Consider the following 17,363-nt stretch of genomic DNA (forward strand, 5'->3'; position numbering starts at 1 on the left):
ACCGCATGATCCCGCCCCCGGCATCATCGCGGGATGGCACCCTCCCCCCTTCCACCGCCGGATGACGACACCGCCGCCGCGCCCGAGGCACGGCAGGCGGTCGAGGCCCTGTGGCAGGCACTGTCGCACGATGCCGCCCAGGCGCCCCCGCCCACGGAGCGCGACATCCGCCGCATGACCCGCGCCTTCGGCGTCCATGGCGACCATTGCGTGGTGGGGCTGATCGCCGGCGACAGGAGCCAGCTCATCCGCGAGAGCGCCCATGTGCTGACCAGCCTGATGCGGATCTGGGCGGCGCGGAACCTCTCGGCCGGCGCTGTCTGGACCGAACTGGACCGCCGCACCCAGGTCGGCGAATTGCTGATGATGCTGAACAACACGCCGCGCCGCCGTGCCGGGCAGTCGGCCGGGCGCGCCCTGGGCCGGCCGTGGAAGATCCAGTCCACCAAGCTGCCCTGATGGCGGGGGTGCGATCTTTCCTTTGGCTTCAAAGGAAAACGGGTGGCATAAGCGCGCCTGGATCGCGCCTCATCGGGCCATGACGGCCCGCCGCAGCACAAGGACAGCCCTGCCCCTCATGTCTCGGGTCCCTTTTTCGCCAGCATCCGGCCCGGTGGCCGATCCCGGTCCATGAACGGGGCCTGGGTGGATCTGGCGGCGGCACTGGTCGTGCTGGCCTCGGCGCTGTTCGGGTGGGCGCGCGGCCTGGTCCGCGAAATCCTGGGTCTGGCGACCTGGGCCGGCGCGCTGGTCCTGGCCCTGCGCTGGATGGACCCGGTGCATCAGGCGCTCGCGCCCTGGATCGACAATCCGCTGGTTGCCACCGCCGCCAGCTTCGTCCTGCCCTTTATCGGGCTGCTGATCGTCTTCACGCTGGTGGCCCATCTTCTCGGCCAGCTCGTCCGCGATTCGGTTTTCGGGGGGCTGAACGGCATGCTGGGCCTGCTGTTCGGCGGCCTGCGTGGCTACGTTCTTCTGGCCGCGCTCTACATCGCGGTCGGGACGGAAGTGGCCCCGATGGATTGGCCCCAGCCGGTGCAGGACGCACGGGTAACCGCTTTCGTTGCACGGGGGGCCTTCTTTCTGAGCGGGCTCCTGCCCATTTCCATGCAGTCACGCCTTGCGCAACCGATGCAGACGCGCCATGACGCCCCGATATGACCCCTGAACGGGACCTCCCCCCTTCGCCTCCCTGGGGCCTGCCCAGGGTCTTCGCCCGGTCGCAAGCCGAGGAAAGAGAGAACTGATCATGCCGATCCGCCCCACCGTCCCGCAGGCCGCCACCTCATGCAGCCCGGCCGCCGCGTGTCCGTCGGGCCACCGCGACGACGTGCCGCCGCAGTGGCACGACGACGACAAGCCGCATGAGGAATGCGGCGTCTTCGGCGTCTGGAACGTCAACGACGCCTCGGCGCTGACGGCGCTCGGCCTGCATGCGCTCCAGCATCGCGGGCAGGAAGCCACGGGCATCGTGTCGTATGACGGCGAGCGTTTCCACACCCACAAGGGGCTGGGGCTGGTCGGCGACGTGTTTGGCGACGCACGGGTCATGGCCACCCTGCCCGGCCACCGGGCGGTGGGCCACAACCGCTACGCCACCACCGGCGCCACGCTGATCCGCAACGTGCAGCCGCTGTTCGCCGATTTCGAGTTCGGCGGCCTGGCGGTGGCGCATAACGGCAACCTGACGAACGCCGAGACGCTGAAGCGCGCCCTGATCCGCCGTGGCTGCATCTTCCAGTCCACGACCGACAGCGAGGTGTTCATCCACCTGATCGCGATTTCGCTCTACGCCTCGGTGATCGACCGGCTGATCGACGCGCTGAAGCAGGTGCTGGGCGCCTATTCGCTGGTCGTGCTGTCACGCGAGGCGCTGATCGGCGTGCGCGACCCGCTGGGCGTGCGGCCGCTGATCCTGGGGCGCATCCCCGGCGAAACCGAGTCCGCCCCGCCCTCCTGGGTGCTGGCCAGCGAGACCTGCGCGCTGGACATCGTGGGCGCGGAATTCGTCCGCGATGTCGAGCCGGGCGAAGTCGTCATCATCGACAATGACGGCGTGCGCTCGGTCAAGCCCTTCGGCGAGCGGAAGGCCCGCTTCTGCGTGTTCGAATATATCTATTTCGCCCGCCCGGACTCGGTGCTGGACGGCGTGCCGGTCTACGAGGCGCGCAAGCGCATCGGCGTCGAACTGGCCCGCGAAAGCGGGGTGGACGCCGACGTGATCGTGCCGGTGCCGGATTCCGGCGTGCCCTCGGCCATGGGCTATGCGATGGCCAGCGGCATTCCCTTCGAACTCGGCATCATCCGCAACCATTATGTCGGCCGCACCTTCATCGAGCCGACCGACCAGATCCGCCATCTGGGCGTCAAGCTGAAACACTCGACCAACCGCCCGGTGCTGGACGGCAAGCGCGTGGTGCTGGTCGACGATTCGATCGTGCGCGGCACCACCTCGCGCAAGATCGTGGACATGGTCCGCGCGGCGGGCGCGCGCGAAGTGCATATGCGCATTTCCTCGCCGCCCACGACGCATTCCTGCTTCTACGGCATCGACACGCCCGAGCGCAGCAAGCTGCTGGCCGCCCGCCACGACCTGAAGGAAATGGCCGAACTGATCGGCGTGGACAGCCTGGCCTTCATCTCGTTCGACGGCCTGTACCGCGCCCTGGGCCATGAGGGACGCGACGCCGCCGCCGGCCGCTATTGCGATGCCTGCTTCACCGGCGACTACCCGATCGCCCTGGTCGATTACGAAGCCGCCGGCGGCGACCCGCATTCCGACGCCGCGTGATCCCCTGCCGGGGCTGAGGCCGCATGCCGCCGGATAGCGCCCCTCCCGGCAGTGTCGCTCCCGGCGGCATTGCCCTAATCACCGGCGCCAGCCGGGGCATCGGCCGCGCCACCGCCCTGGCCCTGGCCGAGGCCGGGGCGCACTGCATCCTCACCGCCCGCACGCCGGGCGGGCTGGAGGAAACCGACGACCTGATCACCCGCCGCACCGGCCGGCCCGCCACCCTGCTGCCCATGGACCTGCGCGACGGCGCCGCGATCGACGCGCTGGGCCCCTCGATCGCCGCCCGCTTCGGCCGGCTGGACGTGCTGGTCCATTGCGCCGCCATGCTGGGCGTGCTCACGCCCGTCACCCACATGCGCGACACCGACTGGGACACCACGCTCGCGGTCAACGCCACCGCCGCCTGGCGGCTGATCCGCACCACCGCCCCCCTGCTGGACCGCGCCCCCGCCGGCCGCGCCCTGTTCCTGACCGACGGACACACCACCCGCCCCGCCAGTTTCTGGGGCATGATGGCCGCCTCGAAAGCGGCCATGGAGGCCGTGGTGCTGACCTGGGCCGACGAAATCGGGCCGGACTCGGCGCTCCGGGTCAATCTCTACGATCCCGGCCCGGTCGCCACCCGCCTGCGGGTGCAGGCCATGCCCGCCGCCGACCTGTCCGCCCTGCCCCGGCCCGAACAGGCCGCCGCCGCCATCGCCGCCCTGTGCCGGCCCGACGAACAGCGCCACGGCCAACGGATCACGGCACACGCGAGAGCCTGACGCGCGCGCCCGATCCTGTTATGACACCTTCATGGCCAAGAAACCCCAGACCCCCGGCACGCCGGCCACGCTGGCCCTCACCCGCGCCGGAATCGCCTTCACCGCCGTACTCTACAGCTACGACCCCGACGCCGACCGCCTGGGCGTCCAGGCCGCCGAAGCGATCGGCGAACCCCCGGCCCGCGTCTTCAAGACCCTGATGGCGGAAATCGACGGCAACGCGGTATGCGTCGTCGTGCCGTCGGACCACGAAGTCAGCATGAAGAAACTGGCCACCGCCTTCGGCGGCAAGAGCGCCAGGATGATGAAGCCGGCCGATGCCGAGCGCATCACCGGCTTCCGCGTCGGCGGCATCAGCCCGTTCGGGCAGAAGAAGCGCGTGCCCACGGCCTTCGCGCGGCAGGCCGCCGACCTGCCCTATCTTTATACCAATGGCGGCCAGCGCGGCTTGCAGGTACGCTTGGTACCGGCCGACGCCTTGCGCGCCAGCGCGGCCATATTGGCGGATCTGACAGCGGAGTGATCTTCTTTTTCTGAAGAAAAAGAAGCAAAAAGACTTTTATCCGTTTTTCGGTCTGCTTGCGGCAGGCGAGGCTCAGGACGTGAGGCGGCCATTTGTCGGGCCGCATCACGTTCTAAAGATTCAAGAGTTTCTTGGGTCTTTTCTTGCAGAAGAACGCCTTCTTATCCCTGCTGCTGCTGCGGGTCGGTCATCTGTACCGGCGCGGTCGGGAACTTGCCCGATTTCGCGATCACTTCCGGGTCCTCGTTCGCCGCCGGCAGATAGACATGCGGCAGAATGGCATTCAGCCGGCTCGCCACCTGGTCGCTGATATCGACCTGCGGCCCATGCAGCACGGTCAGGCCCGACTGCACCACCAGCGTCAGCCCGCGCGCCTTCGCCACGGTATGCACCACCTGGGCGATTTCACGCTGAACCTGATTCAACGCGATCTGGATATCTTCCTCCAGAATGCGGTTGCGATTGCCGAACTTGCGCTGATCGGCCGCCGCGCGCTGCTGCAAGGCGCGCTGCTGGGCCTCCGCCTCGGCCCTGGGCGCGTTCATCATCTGCTGGCGCAGGGTCTGAAGCTGCTGTTCCTCGGTCCGCACCTCGCGGATCAGGGCATCGCGCCGCGCGGCCATTTCCTTCTCGACTTCCTGGATCGCAACCGATTGCCGCATGATCGCATCGGTATCGAACACGCCCACGATCGGCGCGGGCGGCTTGGCGCCAGGCGGCAACGGCGCGAAATCGGGCACCGGCGGCGCGGGCAGAAGCGGCTGCTGGTCGGCACCTGCGGGAGCGGAGGCAGGGGCTGAAGCCGCCGCGGGCGCGGGCGCTGCCGCATGCGCTGTCCGCGCCGCCGGCGCCGCCGCGAAAGCGGGGGTCAGGACGGCGCCCATCCCGGTCACAACGAAGAATCCAGCCAGAAGCCGGCGGCACGAGGGCCGGGAAATATCGGTCATGATCGCAATCCGTAAGGCAGGGAGCAAACGCGACGGCGCGAAGGCCGGAAACAGCAGAACAGCAATGCTGCCCTGCCTAGCCGATCACCGGGAGCCTGACCAGTCCTCGGCCGTTCAAACACGTACATGCAGGCACGACGATCAACCCCGGAACATGCCATACTCGCCCTCTCTCCCACTCTGAAAGGGTCCGTCGCCTTGAACCCGCGTCTCCATCGGCAGATTGCCGGCTGCCTCACCCTCGCCGCCCTGTGCCTGCCGCCGGCGCTGTCCTCCGCGCGCCACGCACCGGCCTCGGCCCCCCGGCCATCGCACTCCGCCTATCCCGATGGAACAGGCGACTCGCTGGTCGACCGGCTGAATGCGGCCCAGTTGCCGCAGAGCTATCGCGGGCCGCTCTATTATCGCGGCCAGCCCATCCCCCAGGCCCAGCCGATGGACGTGCAGAGCCTGCCGCCGAACGTGCCGCAGATCGTGCCCCCGCCACCACCCGGCGCCCGCGCGCCCGAGCCCTCCATGCGCCCGCCCGGCCTGACCGGCGGCCTGCTGCCGCCGCCGGAACCACCCTGCGCCGGAGCCTGCTGACAAACGCCCCAAAAGCCACAATTCCGCTGTAATTCGAGCGCAATCCACGGTTGTGGCGTCGGTGCGTGATGCAAATGTTCCCGACGTCACACCCATCTGCGGGCAAGCATCACAACATCGCATACAGCCGCCACATCACCGGCGTATGAGAGAGAAAGATCAGCCCCAGCCCCGAGGCGAACAGCAGCTTCAGCCCCAGCGGCCCGCCAGACGATACCAACGCATCCAGCGTCAAAGCCTGCATGCAGGGGTCGATCAGCCGGGCCGGGCGCCCGCGTGCGCCCCGCACGGGCGGCGCCGCGATCCGCGCCCGCCATTCCTGCCGCTGCCGCGCTTCTTCTCCCGCCGAAATCCTGGCCCGACCGTATAATTGCGTCACGTAGCGATCCAGGTCCTCGACCCGATACATCAGGGTCCGCCCGTTCCGCGCCGCCGGGCGTGGCCCCGCATGCAGCAGGCCCAACATACGCAGCCGTCGCGCGGGAATGCCCAGATAAAGCGCAGCATCGACCAGCGGCAACATGCGCCGCAGCGGAAAAACGTGAACGGTCGCCAGGCCGTCACTGGCGCCATCCGGAGGAGTGAGGCCGCTCATCCCCGCAACGATGTTGCCCCGTGGCTTCGGCTGTCAATCATAACCTGCACCGACCACAGGCGTGTTTCCGGATAAGCCCTATGCGATCCGGCTTGTGTTGGCGCGTGGGTAAAGGAAGAGCCTTCTTTTTCTGAAGAAAAAGAAGCAAAAAGACTTTTATTCGTTTAAGAACGCTCTCTACCCGCGCAGAAAAGTCCTAAACAGATCAAAAGTTTTTTGGTTCTTTTTTTCAAAAAAGAACAAATACTCAACGACAGATATGCCGCTCCCCGTCCGCACCGATATAAGTCCCGGTCAGCGGATCAAAGCACGCATTGGCCACGCAGGCATTCCCCGACGCCAGCGGCGCCGGATTCACCCGCGCCGCCATGGCCTGCGTCGCATGCGCCGCGGCACCGCAGAGCGGCGTATCGAGCGGCGCGGAGGGATCGTTCACCAGTTGCGCCTCGTTGGCGGGCGGCGGGGCTTCCGTCACCGTTCCCGGCGCGAACTGCAAGGGCGGATGCCGCACTGGCTGGCTCGCCACCCGCGCGGGGGGTTGGGCGCAGCCGGCCAGCAGAACCAGAACCGGCAGCGCGCCCAGCGCCACCCGGCCGACCGAGCGCGCGAAAGAAGACCGGAGACGTGTGTTCATGGCTCTATCCTGTGTCCTCCGGCCGGCTATCGGGCAAGCCGATCCGGTCCGGTCCATCATCCGTCTTATCGCCCGCAGGGTCAAAGATCGAGCCGCCCCTGCGACCCGTCGGGCCGCAGCGCGCGAACCTCCGCCACGCCATCGGCGAATGTCAGTTCCAGCCGGCCATCCGGCCGCACGTCGGCCGCGCGGGTCACCGGCACGCCTGACGGATCGCGCACCAGCACATAGCCGCGCTCCAGCACCGCCATGGGCGACAGCGACTCCAGCCGCCCCGCCAGCCCGTTCAGATGGGCGCGCCGTTCGCGCACCATCCCCGCCAGCGGCGCCGCCGACAGGCGCATCCGGTCGGTTCGCGCCCGGCGGTCGCGCAGCGCCTGGCGCAGGCCCGAGAGCAGATGACTGGCCACGAGGTCCAGCCGCGCCCGTGCCGGCCCCGTCAGCAGCAGCGGCGAGGGCATCATGCGCCCGGTCGCCAGCAGGGCGGCGCGCCGCCGCTCGATCAGCCCCGGCAATGCGCGGTCCAGCCGCTCGCCCCGGTCGTCCACCCGCATCCGCGCCGTGGCCAGCAGCGACGGCAGGTCGGGCATCCGCGCCGCCGCCCGGTCCAGCCGCAGCCGCGTGGTCTGCGTCAGGCGGGTCAACCCGCTGGTCAGGCGCGCGACACGATGCGCCAGATCGGCCACCAGTTCGGCCCGCGCCGGCACCGCCATCTCGGCCGCCGCCGTGGGGGTGGGCGCGCGCCGGTCGGAGACGTAATCGATCAGCGTGGTGTCGGTCTCATGCCCCACCGCCGAAATCAGCGGAATGCGGCAGGCATCCACCGCCCGCAGCACGGCCTCGTCATTAAAGGCCATCAGGTCTTCCAGCGACCCGCCGCCGCGCGCGACGATCAGCACATCGGGGCGCGGCACCGCCCCGCGCCCGTCGATCGCATCGAACCCGGCGATGGCGGCGGCAATCTGCGCCGCGGCCCCTTCACCCTGCACGGCGACCGGCCACACCAGCAGCCGGCGCGGAAAACGCCGGGCGACGGTGGTGCGGATATCATGCAGCACCGCCCCCTGCGCGGAGGTGACGATGCCGATCACATCGGGCAGGAACGGCAGCGCCCGCTTCCGCGCGGCATCGAACAGCCCCTCGGCGGCCAGTTTCAGGCGCAGCCGCTCGATGCGCGCCAGCAGCGCCCCTTCGCCGGCATACTCCATCCGCTCGACGATCAACTGGTAGGACGAGCGCTCGCCATACGACGAGACCTTGCCGGTCGCGATGATTTCCAGCCCGTTTTCCGGCACCAGCCCCAGCCGCGACACCGACCCGCGCCAGACGACGCCCGAGATCTTCCCGCTCTCATCCTTCAGCGAGAAATAAAGATGGCCGGAGGAATAGCGTTTGAATTCCGTAATCTCGCCCCGCACGCGCACGCGGCCGAAGGTCCCCTCAAGCGTACGACGGATCGCCCCCGAAATCTCGGAGACTGAATATTCGGGCACGTTACCCGGTCCGGGGCCACCGGAGGTGCGAAGCGTTTCGTCCATCGCCGTAAGGTAGGATAGACGCGCCGATCCCGAAAGACCGGACAGACCCGACCGGACTCATTCCCGACGGTGCCGCCGGCGTGGTCGCCGCTTTCCAGCCGTCACACCCCATCCCGGCCGGCCCCGGACGGTTGCCTCTGTTACCGATAGGGCGTAATGGGTAACACCGTTAAAAGACTGTCTGAAAAGTGCCGATGTCGAGTCAAGAACGGCCTGCCGGGCCGGACACGATGGCGTCTGGCGCCCCGGCAGTGATCAGCGACGGCGGCGCGCTGCCCGCCATGCGCGCGCAATGCACCCGGTCGCCGCCGACGCGGTGCCGACGGCCCGCTTTTTCCCTTCTCCCGATCAGGCGCCACCTCCCGCGCCTTATGCCGCCTGATGCGCGTTTTCGTTGGCTGGACACTTCATTTTGGCAATAACCAGGGCAATATGATGAAAATTGCTTTATGGACCGCCCATCTCTCCGACCCCGTCGATCCGGCCTGGTTCGATTGTGCCGCGCAATATCGGTTCCTGCGCGATCATTTCCCTGACCAGGCGGTAACGCTCTTTACCGACCAGCCTGACTCCGGCACGTCCCCGACCTCCGACATCGCCTCCCCGGCCGATCTTCCGCGCTGGTGCGCGGAACATGACGATGCCGTCCTCCTTGTCCATTACCGGGACGGCCCGCTTCCGCTCCTCGATCTTCTGACCAGCCGGCGCGCGCCCGTGATCCTGCGCTGGCATAACGCGACACCTCCCTGGTTCACGTTCGGCCGGCAGAATGCCGATGCACACGCCGCCCTGGCGGGCTACGAAACCATTGCCGAGATCGCGCGCCACCCCCACATCCACATCTGGTGCAATTCGCCTTTCACGCGCGAACAGTTCCGTGCCCTGGGTGGCCGGGCCGACCGAAGCCGCGTCGTCTTTCCCGCAACACATGCCGTCGCGGAACAGGCGACACCAGAAGCACGAACGGCGCATGACACGTCCCCCCACGAAACGATCGTGCTGGTCATCGGACACGTCGCCTCCCACAAGGGGCAGATCAACGCCATCCATGTCGCCGAGCGGGTCATGGCGCTCACCGGCCGCCCTCTCACGCTCCATTTCGTGGGCAATGGCTTCCACGATCCCACACCTTATGCCTGTGCCCTGCGCGACAGCATCGAAACGGCAGACTGCAAAATCGTGCTGCATGAAGGCATTTCACAGAGCACGTTGCGCGATCTCCACACCCGGTCGCACGCATGTCTCAGTCTTTCCGAACATGAGGGCTTCGGGCACGATGTCTTCGGCGCGCTGCTTGCTGGCGTTCCGGTGGTCGCCTGGGCGGTGACGGCGCTGGAAACCCTGCTGGATGGCCATCCTTTCGCTTTCCGGCATTTTGATATCGACATGTTCGCATCCGCCATCGCGGCCCTGCACGATCCGGCGGTGCGCAGCCGCGTTCTGGAATGCCAGGCAACGCTCCTGCCCCGCTATCGGCCCGAGATCACGAACGATCAGATTCTCGCGGGCCTGGCCGGCGTGTTTCCGACCGGCCGGCAGGACAAGGCGGCATCGGCGCCCGACGCGGATCTGGGCGAACCGTCGCTTGAGCGCTATCCCGCCATCCTCCGGCAGGTCGTGCGCGAATGGCATCGCGCGGCCGAGCATTTTCCGCAAAGCAGCGAAGCCGACCTGGCCTATGACAGCCATATCAACATCACCTCGCTTCACGACCTCAGGCTGACACGCGCACACACCGAGATGACGACAGCCCGGCGCTATGCGGCCCTGGCGACGGAAAACGATACCGACCTTCCAATCAGCCCAGCGGATTTCCAGTGCTTTCCCGCCGTCATCACCACGCCTGCGCGTCAATCCGGCTCCACTGGCACGGCACGGCGTTATCCTGCCAGGCCCCTTGTCACCGGCCCCTCCATCACCCTGCCCGCCGGCGCCTATCGGATACGCTTCATCCTCGACATCACGCTCCACACCCCAGGCGAACTGACGGTCGATATCGAAGCTGTCGTGAACGGCACGCACGTCGTTGGTCGCGACTGCCTGACATGCCGGCCGGGAGAGAAAATGCCCCCCGCCGGCGTCACCTTCGAGACGACGGACGCATCCGCCCCGGTCACGTTTCGCATCCATCCCCGCCAGGCTTTCACAGGGACGGTGACGTTCGGCGGTGCCAGACTGCGGAACGCACATCGCGGTTTCACGGTCGAGCACGAGACCGAAGACCAGGAAAATCCGCCGCTTCCGGTATCGGAGATCGAAAGGCTGCTGACAGGGGGGCGCGGCCGCGCTGTTCTGGGCAAGGTTCGTGCCCGCCGTCTTTTCCGCGCCGGCGACGTTGCGCGTGACGAAGCCCAATGGGCGGGCGCGGCCAGGCTCTATTTAAAGGGGTTGCTGCTGCAACCGGATCATTTCGACTATACCGTTCAATGTGCCCATATGCTCAAGGAAACAGGGGCGATGGCCGTGGCGGAACGGTTTTATCTGCGGGCGCTCGGCATGCGCCCCGACGATCCCGATCTCACTCTTCAGATCGGCCATTTCTACAAGATAACCGGACGGCCCGACGACGCGCGCCGGTATTACGAAGCCGCCGCGGCCACCCGGCATCCCGCCGCCAGCCTGGCGCGTGCCGAACTTCAGGGGGCAGGATCGTGACATCGCCCGCGCCATCGCCCGGAACCCCGGACCAGCCATTCATGAAAATCGCTTTCCTTGTTCAGGGCCTGTTCGAAATCAGCGACTCGATCGGCTTCGATTGCGTCTATCAATATCGTCTCCTGCGCGACATGCCGGGCGGCGAAACAGCCCGCCTGTTCGCCGAGCGTTTCGACCAGGCCCGCCACCCCGACGTGCCGATCGAGGACCTGCCCCAATTCCACGCATGGTGCGACGAAAACCCCGATGGCATCATCATCTATCATTATTGCGGCGCATGGCCGGCGATCGACGATTTCCTGCGCGGGCGCCCTGCCCGCGCGGTCATACGCTGGCACAACAACACCGCGCCGTGGTTCTACCTCTCCCAGTCCACGCACCTGTCGCATACGCTCGCAGGATTCGAAAACATCGTTGCCCTCGCACAGGCACCGCATCTGCGTTTCTGGGTCAATTCGGACTTCACACGCGACCAGTTCGCAGCCCTGGGCGGCGATCCCGGCCGATGCACGACCGTCTTCCCCGCAAGCCGTTACCTGACCGCCGCGACAAACCCCGACAGCACGCCGCGGCACCGGATTTTCCCGCAGGAAGGGCCGATCAATCTCGTCTTCGTCAGCCGCGTGGTGGCCCATAAGGGCCATCGCTCCATCGTGGCGATCGCCCGGCGCGTCGCGGCCCTCACCGGCCGCCCCGTCATCGTGCGCTTCGCCGGCCGAGAAGATGACGTCAAGAAGGACATCGCGGCATTCGCGGCGAAGCTCCAGGTCGATGTCCGTTTCCTGGGCGAGATTTCCGAAGCCGAACTCAGCGCGCTCTACAGGCAGTCCGACGCACTTCTCTGCCTCTCCGAGCATGAAGGATTCGGCCTGCCCGTCTTCGAGGCCATGCGGTGCGACCTGCCGGTCGTCGCCTGGCGCAATACGGCGCTGGACTCCCTTCTCGCCGAGCATCCGCTGGCCTTCCAGCATTACGACCTGAACCTGTTCGCCGCCGCCGTGGCCAGCCTTGCGGACCCGCTGGTGCACAGTCAGGTCCTCGACGCCCAGCAGCATATCCGCGAACATTATTCCCCGCGCGTGGTGCGCGACCAGATCACGCAAGGTCTCCGCCGTCTGGCCGAAAACGACCGAGAGACGACGATGGCCAGGCTGCGCGCGCTGTCGGAGGACACCAGCGCCCTGACGCCCGACATCGAAAAAGCCCTCGGCGGCTGGTTGCTGCGCGCGGGCGAGACCGCACGCGGCAGCCAGCCGCCCGCGATCGACGCGCTCGAAACCGCTGTGCTGCATGACAGCGGCAGCAATCTCGTCTCGTTCCACGATCTCCGGATGTTCCGCGATCTCACAGAGGGGCGGGAGGCCCTCCATGCCGCGGCGTTTGGAGCGCCAGCAACGCAGGGGCAGCTCCATTTCGGGGCGGAACTGTTCACTGGCCGCGATTCCAAACTGGTCGACGGCAGGCTGGACTTCGCGGCCGGCCCCTACCCATCCGGCCACCGGATCTTCGGACCCTATCTCACCTTGCCGAAAGGCTATTTCGAGGTCGTATTCGATCTCGTCATCGACCCTGCCGGCAACCCGTTCGCCAGCGACGTGGTGATCGACGTCTTCTGCATGCCCGGCGGCGTCGTCGGCAGGCACCGGCTGCGTGCCGCGACAATCGGGCCATCCACAATCTTTACGCTGCGTTTCGACCTGCCGGCCGGCGATCCGACCACCGAATTCCGCGTTGCATTCTCCAAGCCCTTTTCGGCCGCGCTTTCCTTCGGCGGCGTCACCATCCGGCGCGCCGGGCCACGACCGCCCGAGCGGCGCAGCCTGCTCGCCGGCCTGGGAAGAACCGTGGACAGGCTCGTGAAACGCGGGCGGAAACGCCGGTCATGACCCCGCGCCGCCGCAAAGGACATCGTCCCGCCGCGCCGGGTATGATAGAGACGGCCTCCCCGGACAGCCGGGGATATCAGATATGTCAGCAACAGGGACGGTAACGTGATGCGGGTGCTTCTGGTCGGATCGGGTGGACGGGAACATGCGATGGCGGCAGCGATCGCGCGCTCGCCTGCGCTGGAGGCCCTGTTCATCGCGCCCGGAAATCCGGGCACCGCCGCACTGGGCACCAACGTCGCCATCGCCGTCGACGACGTACCGGCCCTGGTGGCCTTCGCAAAGGCCGAGCGGATCGACCTGGTGGTGCCTGGCCCCGAAGCCCCGCTGGTCGCCGGCCTGGCCGATGCCTGCCGCGACGCCGGCATCCCCTGCGCCGGCCCCAGCCGCGCCGCCGCCGAACTGGAAGGCAGCAAGAGCTTCACCAAGGAAGTCTGCGACGCCGCATCCATCCCCACCGCCCGCTGGGAACGGTTCGACGCGGCCGCCCCGGCGCTGGATTTCGTCCGTCGCCGTGGCGCGCCGATCGTGATCAAGGCCGACGGCCTGGCCGCCGGCAAGGGCGTGGTCGTCGCGATGACGGTCGCGGAAGCCGAAGAGGCCATCCGGTCCATGATGGACGATGCCACCCTCGGCGCCGCCGGACAGTCGGTGGTGATCGAGGAATGCCTGATGGGCGACGAAGTGTCGCTGTTCGCCTTCTGCGCCGACGAAACCGCCGTGCTGATCGGCGCGGCGCAGGACCACAAGCGCATCGGCGAGGGCGACACCGGCCCCAACACCGGCGGCATGGGCGCGGTCTCGCCCCCCGCCGGCTTCGACCGTGCAAGGCAGGAAGCCGCGCTCGACCTGCTGGTACGCCCGATGCTGGCGGAAATGGCCCGGCGTGGCACACCTTTCCGTGGCGTCATCTTCGCCGGCCTGATGCTGACGGCCGACGGCCCGAAACTGATCGAATATAACGTCCGCTTCGGCGACCCCGAGGCCCAGGCTCTGCTGATCCGCCTGCAATCCGACCTGCTGCCGGCCCTGGCCTCGGTCGCCGCCGGCACGCTGGACGCGGCGGACATCCGCTTCTCCGACGATCACTCCATCAGCATCGTCCTCGCCGCGCGCGGCTACCCCGGCAAGCCCGCCGCCGGCGGCGTGATCACGGGGCTGGAACAGGCCGAAGCCCAGCCCGGCGTCCATATCTTCCATGCCGGCACCAAACGGAACGACCAGGGCCAGCTCGTCGCCGCCGGCGGCCGCGTCCTCACCGTCTGCGCCACCGGTGCCACCTTGGGTGAAGCCCGCTCCCGCGCCTACAACGCCATCCCCGCCATCCATTGGGAAGACGCCATCTGGCGGCGCGATATCGGCGACCGCGCCCTGCGCGCCGCGACCGAAAACCCCTCCCACTGAAACCCGCCGCAGGCAGCGTCATCCCCATGATGACGCTGCCCGGAACATCCGGTGCCTTTTTCTACTGCCACACGGATGGGCGGTAGGAGATCAGTTTTCTACAGATCTTCTGGATGATCGGGCGTTTCATGGATCACGCCGCAATGACGGACGCGGAGTGGGCTTTGGTCTTGCCATTCGCGCCTGTGGCGAGGCGGACACCCTCGAACGACAAACATGCGCGAAGTCGTCAAGGCCATGCTTTATATCGCGTCAGGCGGGTGTGCGTGGCGTCACCTGCCGAAATGCTTTCCACCGGTCTCGACGGTCCGACGTTACTTTTATGTGTGGCGTGATGCCGGACTGTTCGAGGTGCCGTTGGGTCGTTGACCGAACATTCGCCTGGCCGGGTCGTTGCCGGCGGCGCGCCAAAGATTGGGAAAAGTCCATAGCCTCATCAAACGCATGGACCCTGATCGCATCAATCCGAATGCTCACCCGCAGAGCCGCAAAACATTGTCATCCTCGAAAAACTTTCGGATCAGACTCTCAATCGCTGTGTCTCGTTCCCAGGGAGAGAAGACATTCTCAGAACCTGTCTGGACATGTGGGGTGAAGGGCAAGAGCGACCCAAAATGTCGCGTCCAGCGTGTATTTCCAGAACAGGCTCTCATCCCACGGGAAGCGGCTGGCGGCCTTCCCCTCCAGAGTGATTTCTGTTCCGCACCAGGGATTGCATGTCAGATGGCGCAGGATTAAGCCCCGTTTCATGAGCACCACCGCACCCGCCTGCCCGCAATGCACTCTGGACGAAACGCATATCGACGGTACGAACCATGTCTGCGATACGTGCGGCTATGAATGGCCCGTCGAGATCGCGGATACGGCACCGCCGGAAGAAACGGTCCGCGATGCCAACGGCGTCGCACTGGCCGACGGCGACACCGTGGTCGTCATCAAGGATCTGAAGGTCAAAGGCTCGTCAACGACGCTGAAGGTCGGCACCAAGATCAAGAACATCCGCCTGCGCGGCGGCGACCATGCGGTCGAAGCGGGCGGCTACATGCTGAAAGCCGAGTTCCTGCGCAAGGCATAAACGAACACAGGGCCGGACAAAGCCGGCTCTTCGTCTTCTATTGTCCAAAGCACAAAAAAAACGCCCGGCCATCGAAATGACCGGGCGCGACAGAAACGAACGCGAACGTGCGATCAGATATGGATCGCGCGCTTCTCCACATCCAGCGCCGCTTCCTTGACCGCTTCACTCAGCGTCGGGTGGGCATGGCAGGTCCGGGCGATGTCTTCCGACGAAGCACCGAATTCCATCGCCAGCGTGGCTTCGGCGATCAGTTCGCCGGCGCCGGGGCCGATGATATGCACGCCCAGCACCTTGTCGGTGGTGGCATCGGCCAGCACCTTCACGAAGCCGTCGGTCATGCCCATGGCGCGGGCGCGGCCGTTGGCGGTGAAGGGGAACTTGCCGGTCTTGTAGGCGACGCCGGCACCCTTCAGGTCTTCCTCGGTGCGGCCGACAGTCGCGACCTCCGGCCAGGTGTAGACGACGCCGGGGATGGCATCGTAATTCACATGGCCCGCCTGGCCGGCCAGGATCTCGGCGATGGCAACGCCCTCATCCTCGGCCTTGTGCGCCAGCATCGGGCCGGCAATCACGTCGCCGATCGCATACACGCCCGGCACGCTGGTCGCGTAATGCGCGTCGGTCACGACGCGGCCGCGCTTGTCCAGCGCCACGCCGGCTTCTTCCAGGCCCATGCCCTTGCTGGCGGCGGTGCGGCCGATCGCCAACAGCACGATATCGGCATCCAGCGTCTCGGCAGCGCCACCGGCCGCCGGCTCGACGGTCAGCGTCACGCCCTTGCCGGTCTTCTCGGCCTTGGTAACCTTGTGGCCCAGCTTGAACTGGAGACCCTGCTTGGTCAGGATACGCTGGAACTGCTTGGCGATTTCGCCATCCGTGCCCGGCACCAGACGGTCGAGATATTCGACCACCGTGACCTCGGCGCCCAGACGGTGCCACACGCTGCCCAGTTCCAGCCCGATCACGCCGCCGCCGATGACGACCAGCTTCTTCGGCACGGCCGACAGTTCCAGCGCGCCGGTCGAGGTGACGACGACTTTCTCATCGACTTCGACACCCGGCAGGCCGGCGCTGTCGCTGCCGCTGGCGATCACGATGTGCTTCGCCGTTACCGGCTTGCCGTCAACGGTGATGCGGCCGGTGCCTTCCAGCTTGCCGAAGCCCTTCAGCCAGGTGACCTTGTTCTTCTTGAACAGGAATTCGACGCCCTTGACGTTGGCATCGACCACCTCGGCCTTGCGCGCCATCATCCGCTTCAGATCCAGCTTGACGCTGTCGATCAGGATGCCATGGCCCGCGTAATCATGGCCGGCGGCATGGAAATTCTCGGACGATTGCAGCAGTGCCTTGGAGGGAATGCAGCCGACATTCAGGCAGGTGCCGCCCAGCGTCGCGCGCTTCTCAACGCAGGCGACCTTGAAGCCGAGCTGCGCCGCGCGGATGGCGCAGACATAACCGCCGGGACCGGCACCGATGACGATCACATCGTAATCGGTCTCGGCCGGAGGGGCGACCGCCGGGGCGGCGGGAGCGGGAGCCGGCGCGGCCTTGGCCTCGGCAGGCTTCGCCGCCGGGGCGGGCTTGGCGGCGGCGGGCTTCGCCGGGGCGGCGCCGGCACCGTCCTCGACGGTGGTCAGCACGGCGCCGACGGCCACTTCGTCACCCTCGGCCACGGCATGCGCGCCCAGACGGCCGGCCGACGGCGCGGCGACCTCGACGCTGACCTTGTCGGTCTCCAGTTCCACCACCGGCTCGTCGGCGGCAACGCTGTCGCCCGGCTGCTTCAGCCACTTGCCGATCGTGGCCGTGGTCACGCTCTCGCCGAGAGTCGGCACCTTGATTTCAATGGTCATCTTCTTGTCCTGCGTTCGCTGCGTCGGAATCAGATCGGCGGGGCGGGCCGGCCGGCCCCCGGGGCCCCGGGCGGGCCCCCCCCGGCGGCGGCCGGCGCCGGGGGGGG

General features: G+C 67.2%; 15 protein-coding genes and 1 pseudogene. 11 read left to right on the forward strand and 5 right to left on the reverse strand.

The annotated features are described in order from the left end of the window. Positions 1-33: 33 nt before the first annotated feature. From ABF821_RS10630 to ybaK, 5 genes are all read left to right on the forward strand, one after another. On the forward strand, positions 34-459 hold the full coding sequence (locus tag ABF821_RS10630) for a phosphoribosyl-ATP pyrophosphatase (protein WP_415529984.1): 426 nt from the start codon (positions 34-36) through the stop codon (positions 457-459). Between the two features lie 171 nt (positions 460-630). Then, complete coding sequence (locus tag ABF821_RS10635) at positions 631-1,161, forward strand: CvpA family protein (protein WP_415529985.1); 531 nt, start codon at positions 631-633, stop codon at positions 1,159-1,161. 88 nt (positions 1,162-1,249) lie between these two features. Continuing rightward, positions 1,250-2,791 carry an amidophosphoribosyltransferase gene (purF, locus tag ABF821_RS10640; RefSeq protein ID WP_220793805.1) on the forward strand — a complete coding sequence of 514 codons (1,542 nt, stop codon included), beginning with the start codon at positions 1,250-1,252 and terminating at the stop codon, positions 2,789-2,791. A 23-nt stretch (positions 2,792-2,814) separates the two neighbouring features. Next, positions 2,815-3,558: an SDR family NAD(P)-dependent oxidoreductase gene (locus tag ABF821_RS10645; RefSeq protein WP_415529986.1), complete on the forward strand. Its 744-nt coding sequence runs from the start codon at positions 2,815-2,817 to the stop codon at positions 3,556-3,558. 31 nt (positions 3,559-3,589) lie between these two features. After that, complete coding sequence (ybaK, locus tag ABF821_RS10650; protein WP_182973130.1) at positions 3,590-4,081, forward strand: Cys-tRNA(Pro) deacylase; 492 nt, start codon at positions 3,590-3,592, stop codon at positions 4,079-4,081. Positions 4,082-4,242: 161 nt separating this feature from the next. On the opposite strand, the gene ABF821_RS10655 is transcribed toward ybaK, so the two are convergent. After that, on the reverse strand, positions 4,243-5,028 hold the full coding sequence (locus tag ABF821_RS10655) for an OmpH family outer membrane protein (protein ID WP_182973129.1): 786 nt from the start codon (positions 5,026-5,028) through the stop codon (positions 4,243-4,245). Between the two features lie 198 nt (positions 5,029-5,226). Between ABF821_RS10655 and ABF821_RS10660 the strand changes: the two genes are divergently transcribed. After that, positions 5,227-5,613, forward strand: coding sequence for a hypothetical protein (locus ABF821_RS10660; protein WP_415529987.1), 387 nt, complete (start codon positions 5,227-5,229; stop codon positions 5,611-5,613). 109 nt (positions 5,614-5,722) lie between these two features. Here ABF821_RS10660 and ABF821_RS10665 read toward each other — a convergent pair whose 3' ends face one another. From ABF821_RS10665 to xseA, 3 genes are all read right to left on the reverse strand, one after another. After that, positions 5,723-6,208 (reverse strand): DNA-binding protein, encoded by a 486-nt coding sequence (locus ABF821_RS10665; RefSeq protein ID WP_415529988.1) that lies wholly within the window; start codon positions 6,206-6,208, stop codon positions 5,723-5,725. Positions 6,209-6,455: 247 nt separating this feature from the next. Continuing rightward, positions 6,456-6,842, reverse strand: coding sequence for a hypothetical protein (locus ABF821_RS10670; protein ID WP_415529989.1), 387 nt, complete (start codon positions 6,840-6,842; stop codon positions 6,456-6,458). A gap of 80 nt (positions 6,843-6,922) precedes the next feature. Next, positions 6,923-8,380 carry an exodeoxyribonuclease VII large subunit gene (gene xseA / locus ABF821_RS10675; RefSeq protein WP_415529990.1) on the reverse strand — a complete coding sequence of 486 codons (1,458 nt, stop codon included), beginning with the start codon at positions 8,378-8,380 and terminating at the stop codon, positions 6,923-6,925. Between the two features lie 432 nt (positions 8,381-8,812). Between xseA and ABF821_RS10680 the strand changes: the two genes are divergently transcribed. The 5 genes and pseudogenes from ABF821_RS10680 to ABF821_RS10700 all read left to right on the forward strand — a co-directional run bounded on the left by ABF821_RS10680 (position 8,813) and on the right by ABF821_RS10700 (position 15,400). Next, positions 8,813-11,035 carry a glycosyltransferase gene (locus tag ABF821_RS10680; RefSeq protein WP_415529991.1) on the forward strand — a complete coding sequence of 741 codons (2,223 nt, stop codon included), beginning with the start codon at positions 8,813-8,815 and terminating at the stop codon, positions 11,033-11,035. A 41-nt stretch (positions 11,036-11,076) separates the two neighbouring features. After that, positions 11,077-12,921, forward strand: a complete 1,845-nt coding sequence (locus ABF821_RS10685; RefSeq protein WP_415529992.1) for a glycosyltransferase family 4 protein — start codon at positions 11,077-11,079, stop codon at positions 12,919-12,921. A gap of 108 nt (positions 12,922-13,029) precedes the next feature. Then, positions 13,030-14,325, forward strand: a complete 1,296-nt coding sequence (purD, locus tag ABF821_RS10690; protein ID WP_415529993.1) for a phosphoribosylamine--glycine ligase — start codon at positions 13,030-13,032, stop codon at positions 14,323-14,325. A 143-nt stretch (positions 14,326-14,468) separates the two neighbouring features. Next, positions 14,469-14,824: pseudogene (locus tag ABF821_RS10695) on the forward strand (transposase); the annotation flags it as partial. A gap of 249 nt (positions 14,825-15,073) precedes the next feature. After that, complete coding sequence (locus ABF821_RS10700; RefSeq protein ID WP_182973121.1) at positions 15,074-15,400, forward strand: zinc ribbon domain-containing protein YjdM; 327 nt, start codon at positions 15,074-15,076, stop codon at positions 15,398-15,400. A 113-nt stretch (positions 15,401-15,513) separates the two neighbouring features. Here the strand turns inward: ABF821_RS10700 and lpdA are convergent, their stop codons facing one another. Beyond that, positions 15,514-17,256: a dihydrolipoyl dehydrogenase gene (gene lpdA, locus ABF821_RS10705; RefSeq protein ID WP_415529994.1), complete on the reverse strand. Its 1,743-nt coding sequence runs from the start codon at positions 17,254-17,256 to the stop codon at positions 15,514-15,516. Positions 17,257-17,363: the final 107 nt, after the last annotated feature.

Source organism: Gluconacetobacter sp. (assembly GCF_047721585.1).
In the GTDB taxonomy this organism is placed as follows: Bacteria; Pseudomonadota; Alphaproteobacteria; order Acetobacterales; family Acetobacteraceae; genus Gluconacetobacter; species Gluconacetobacter dulcium.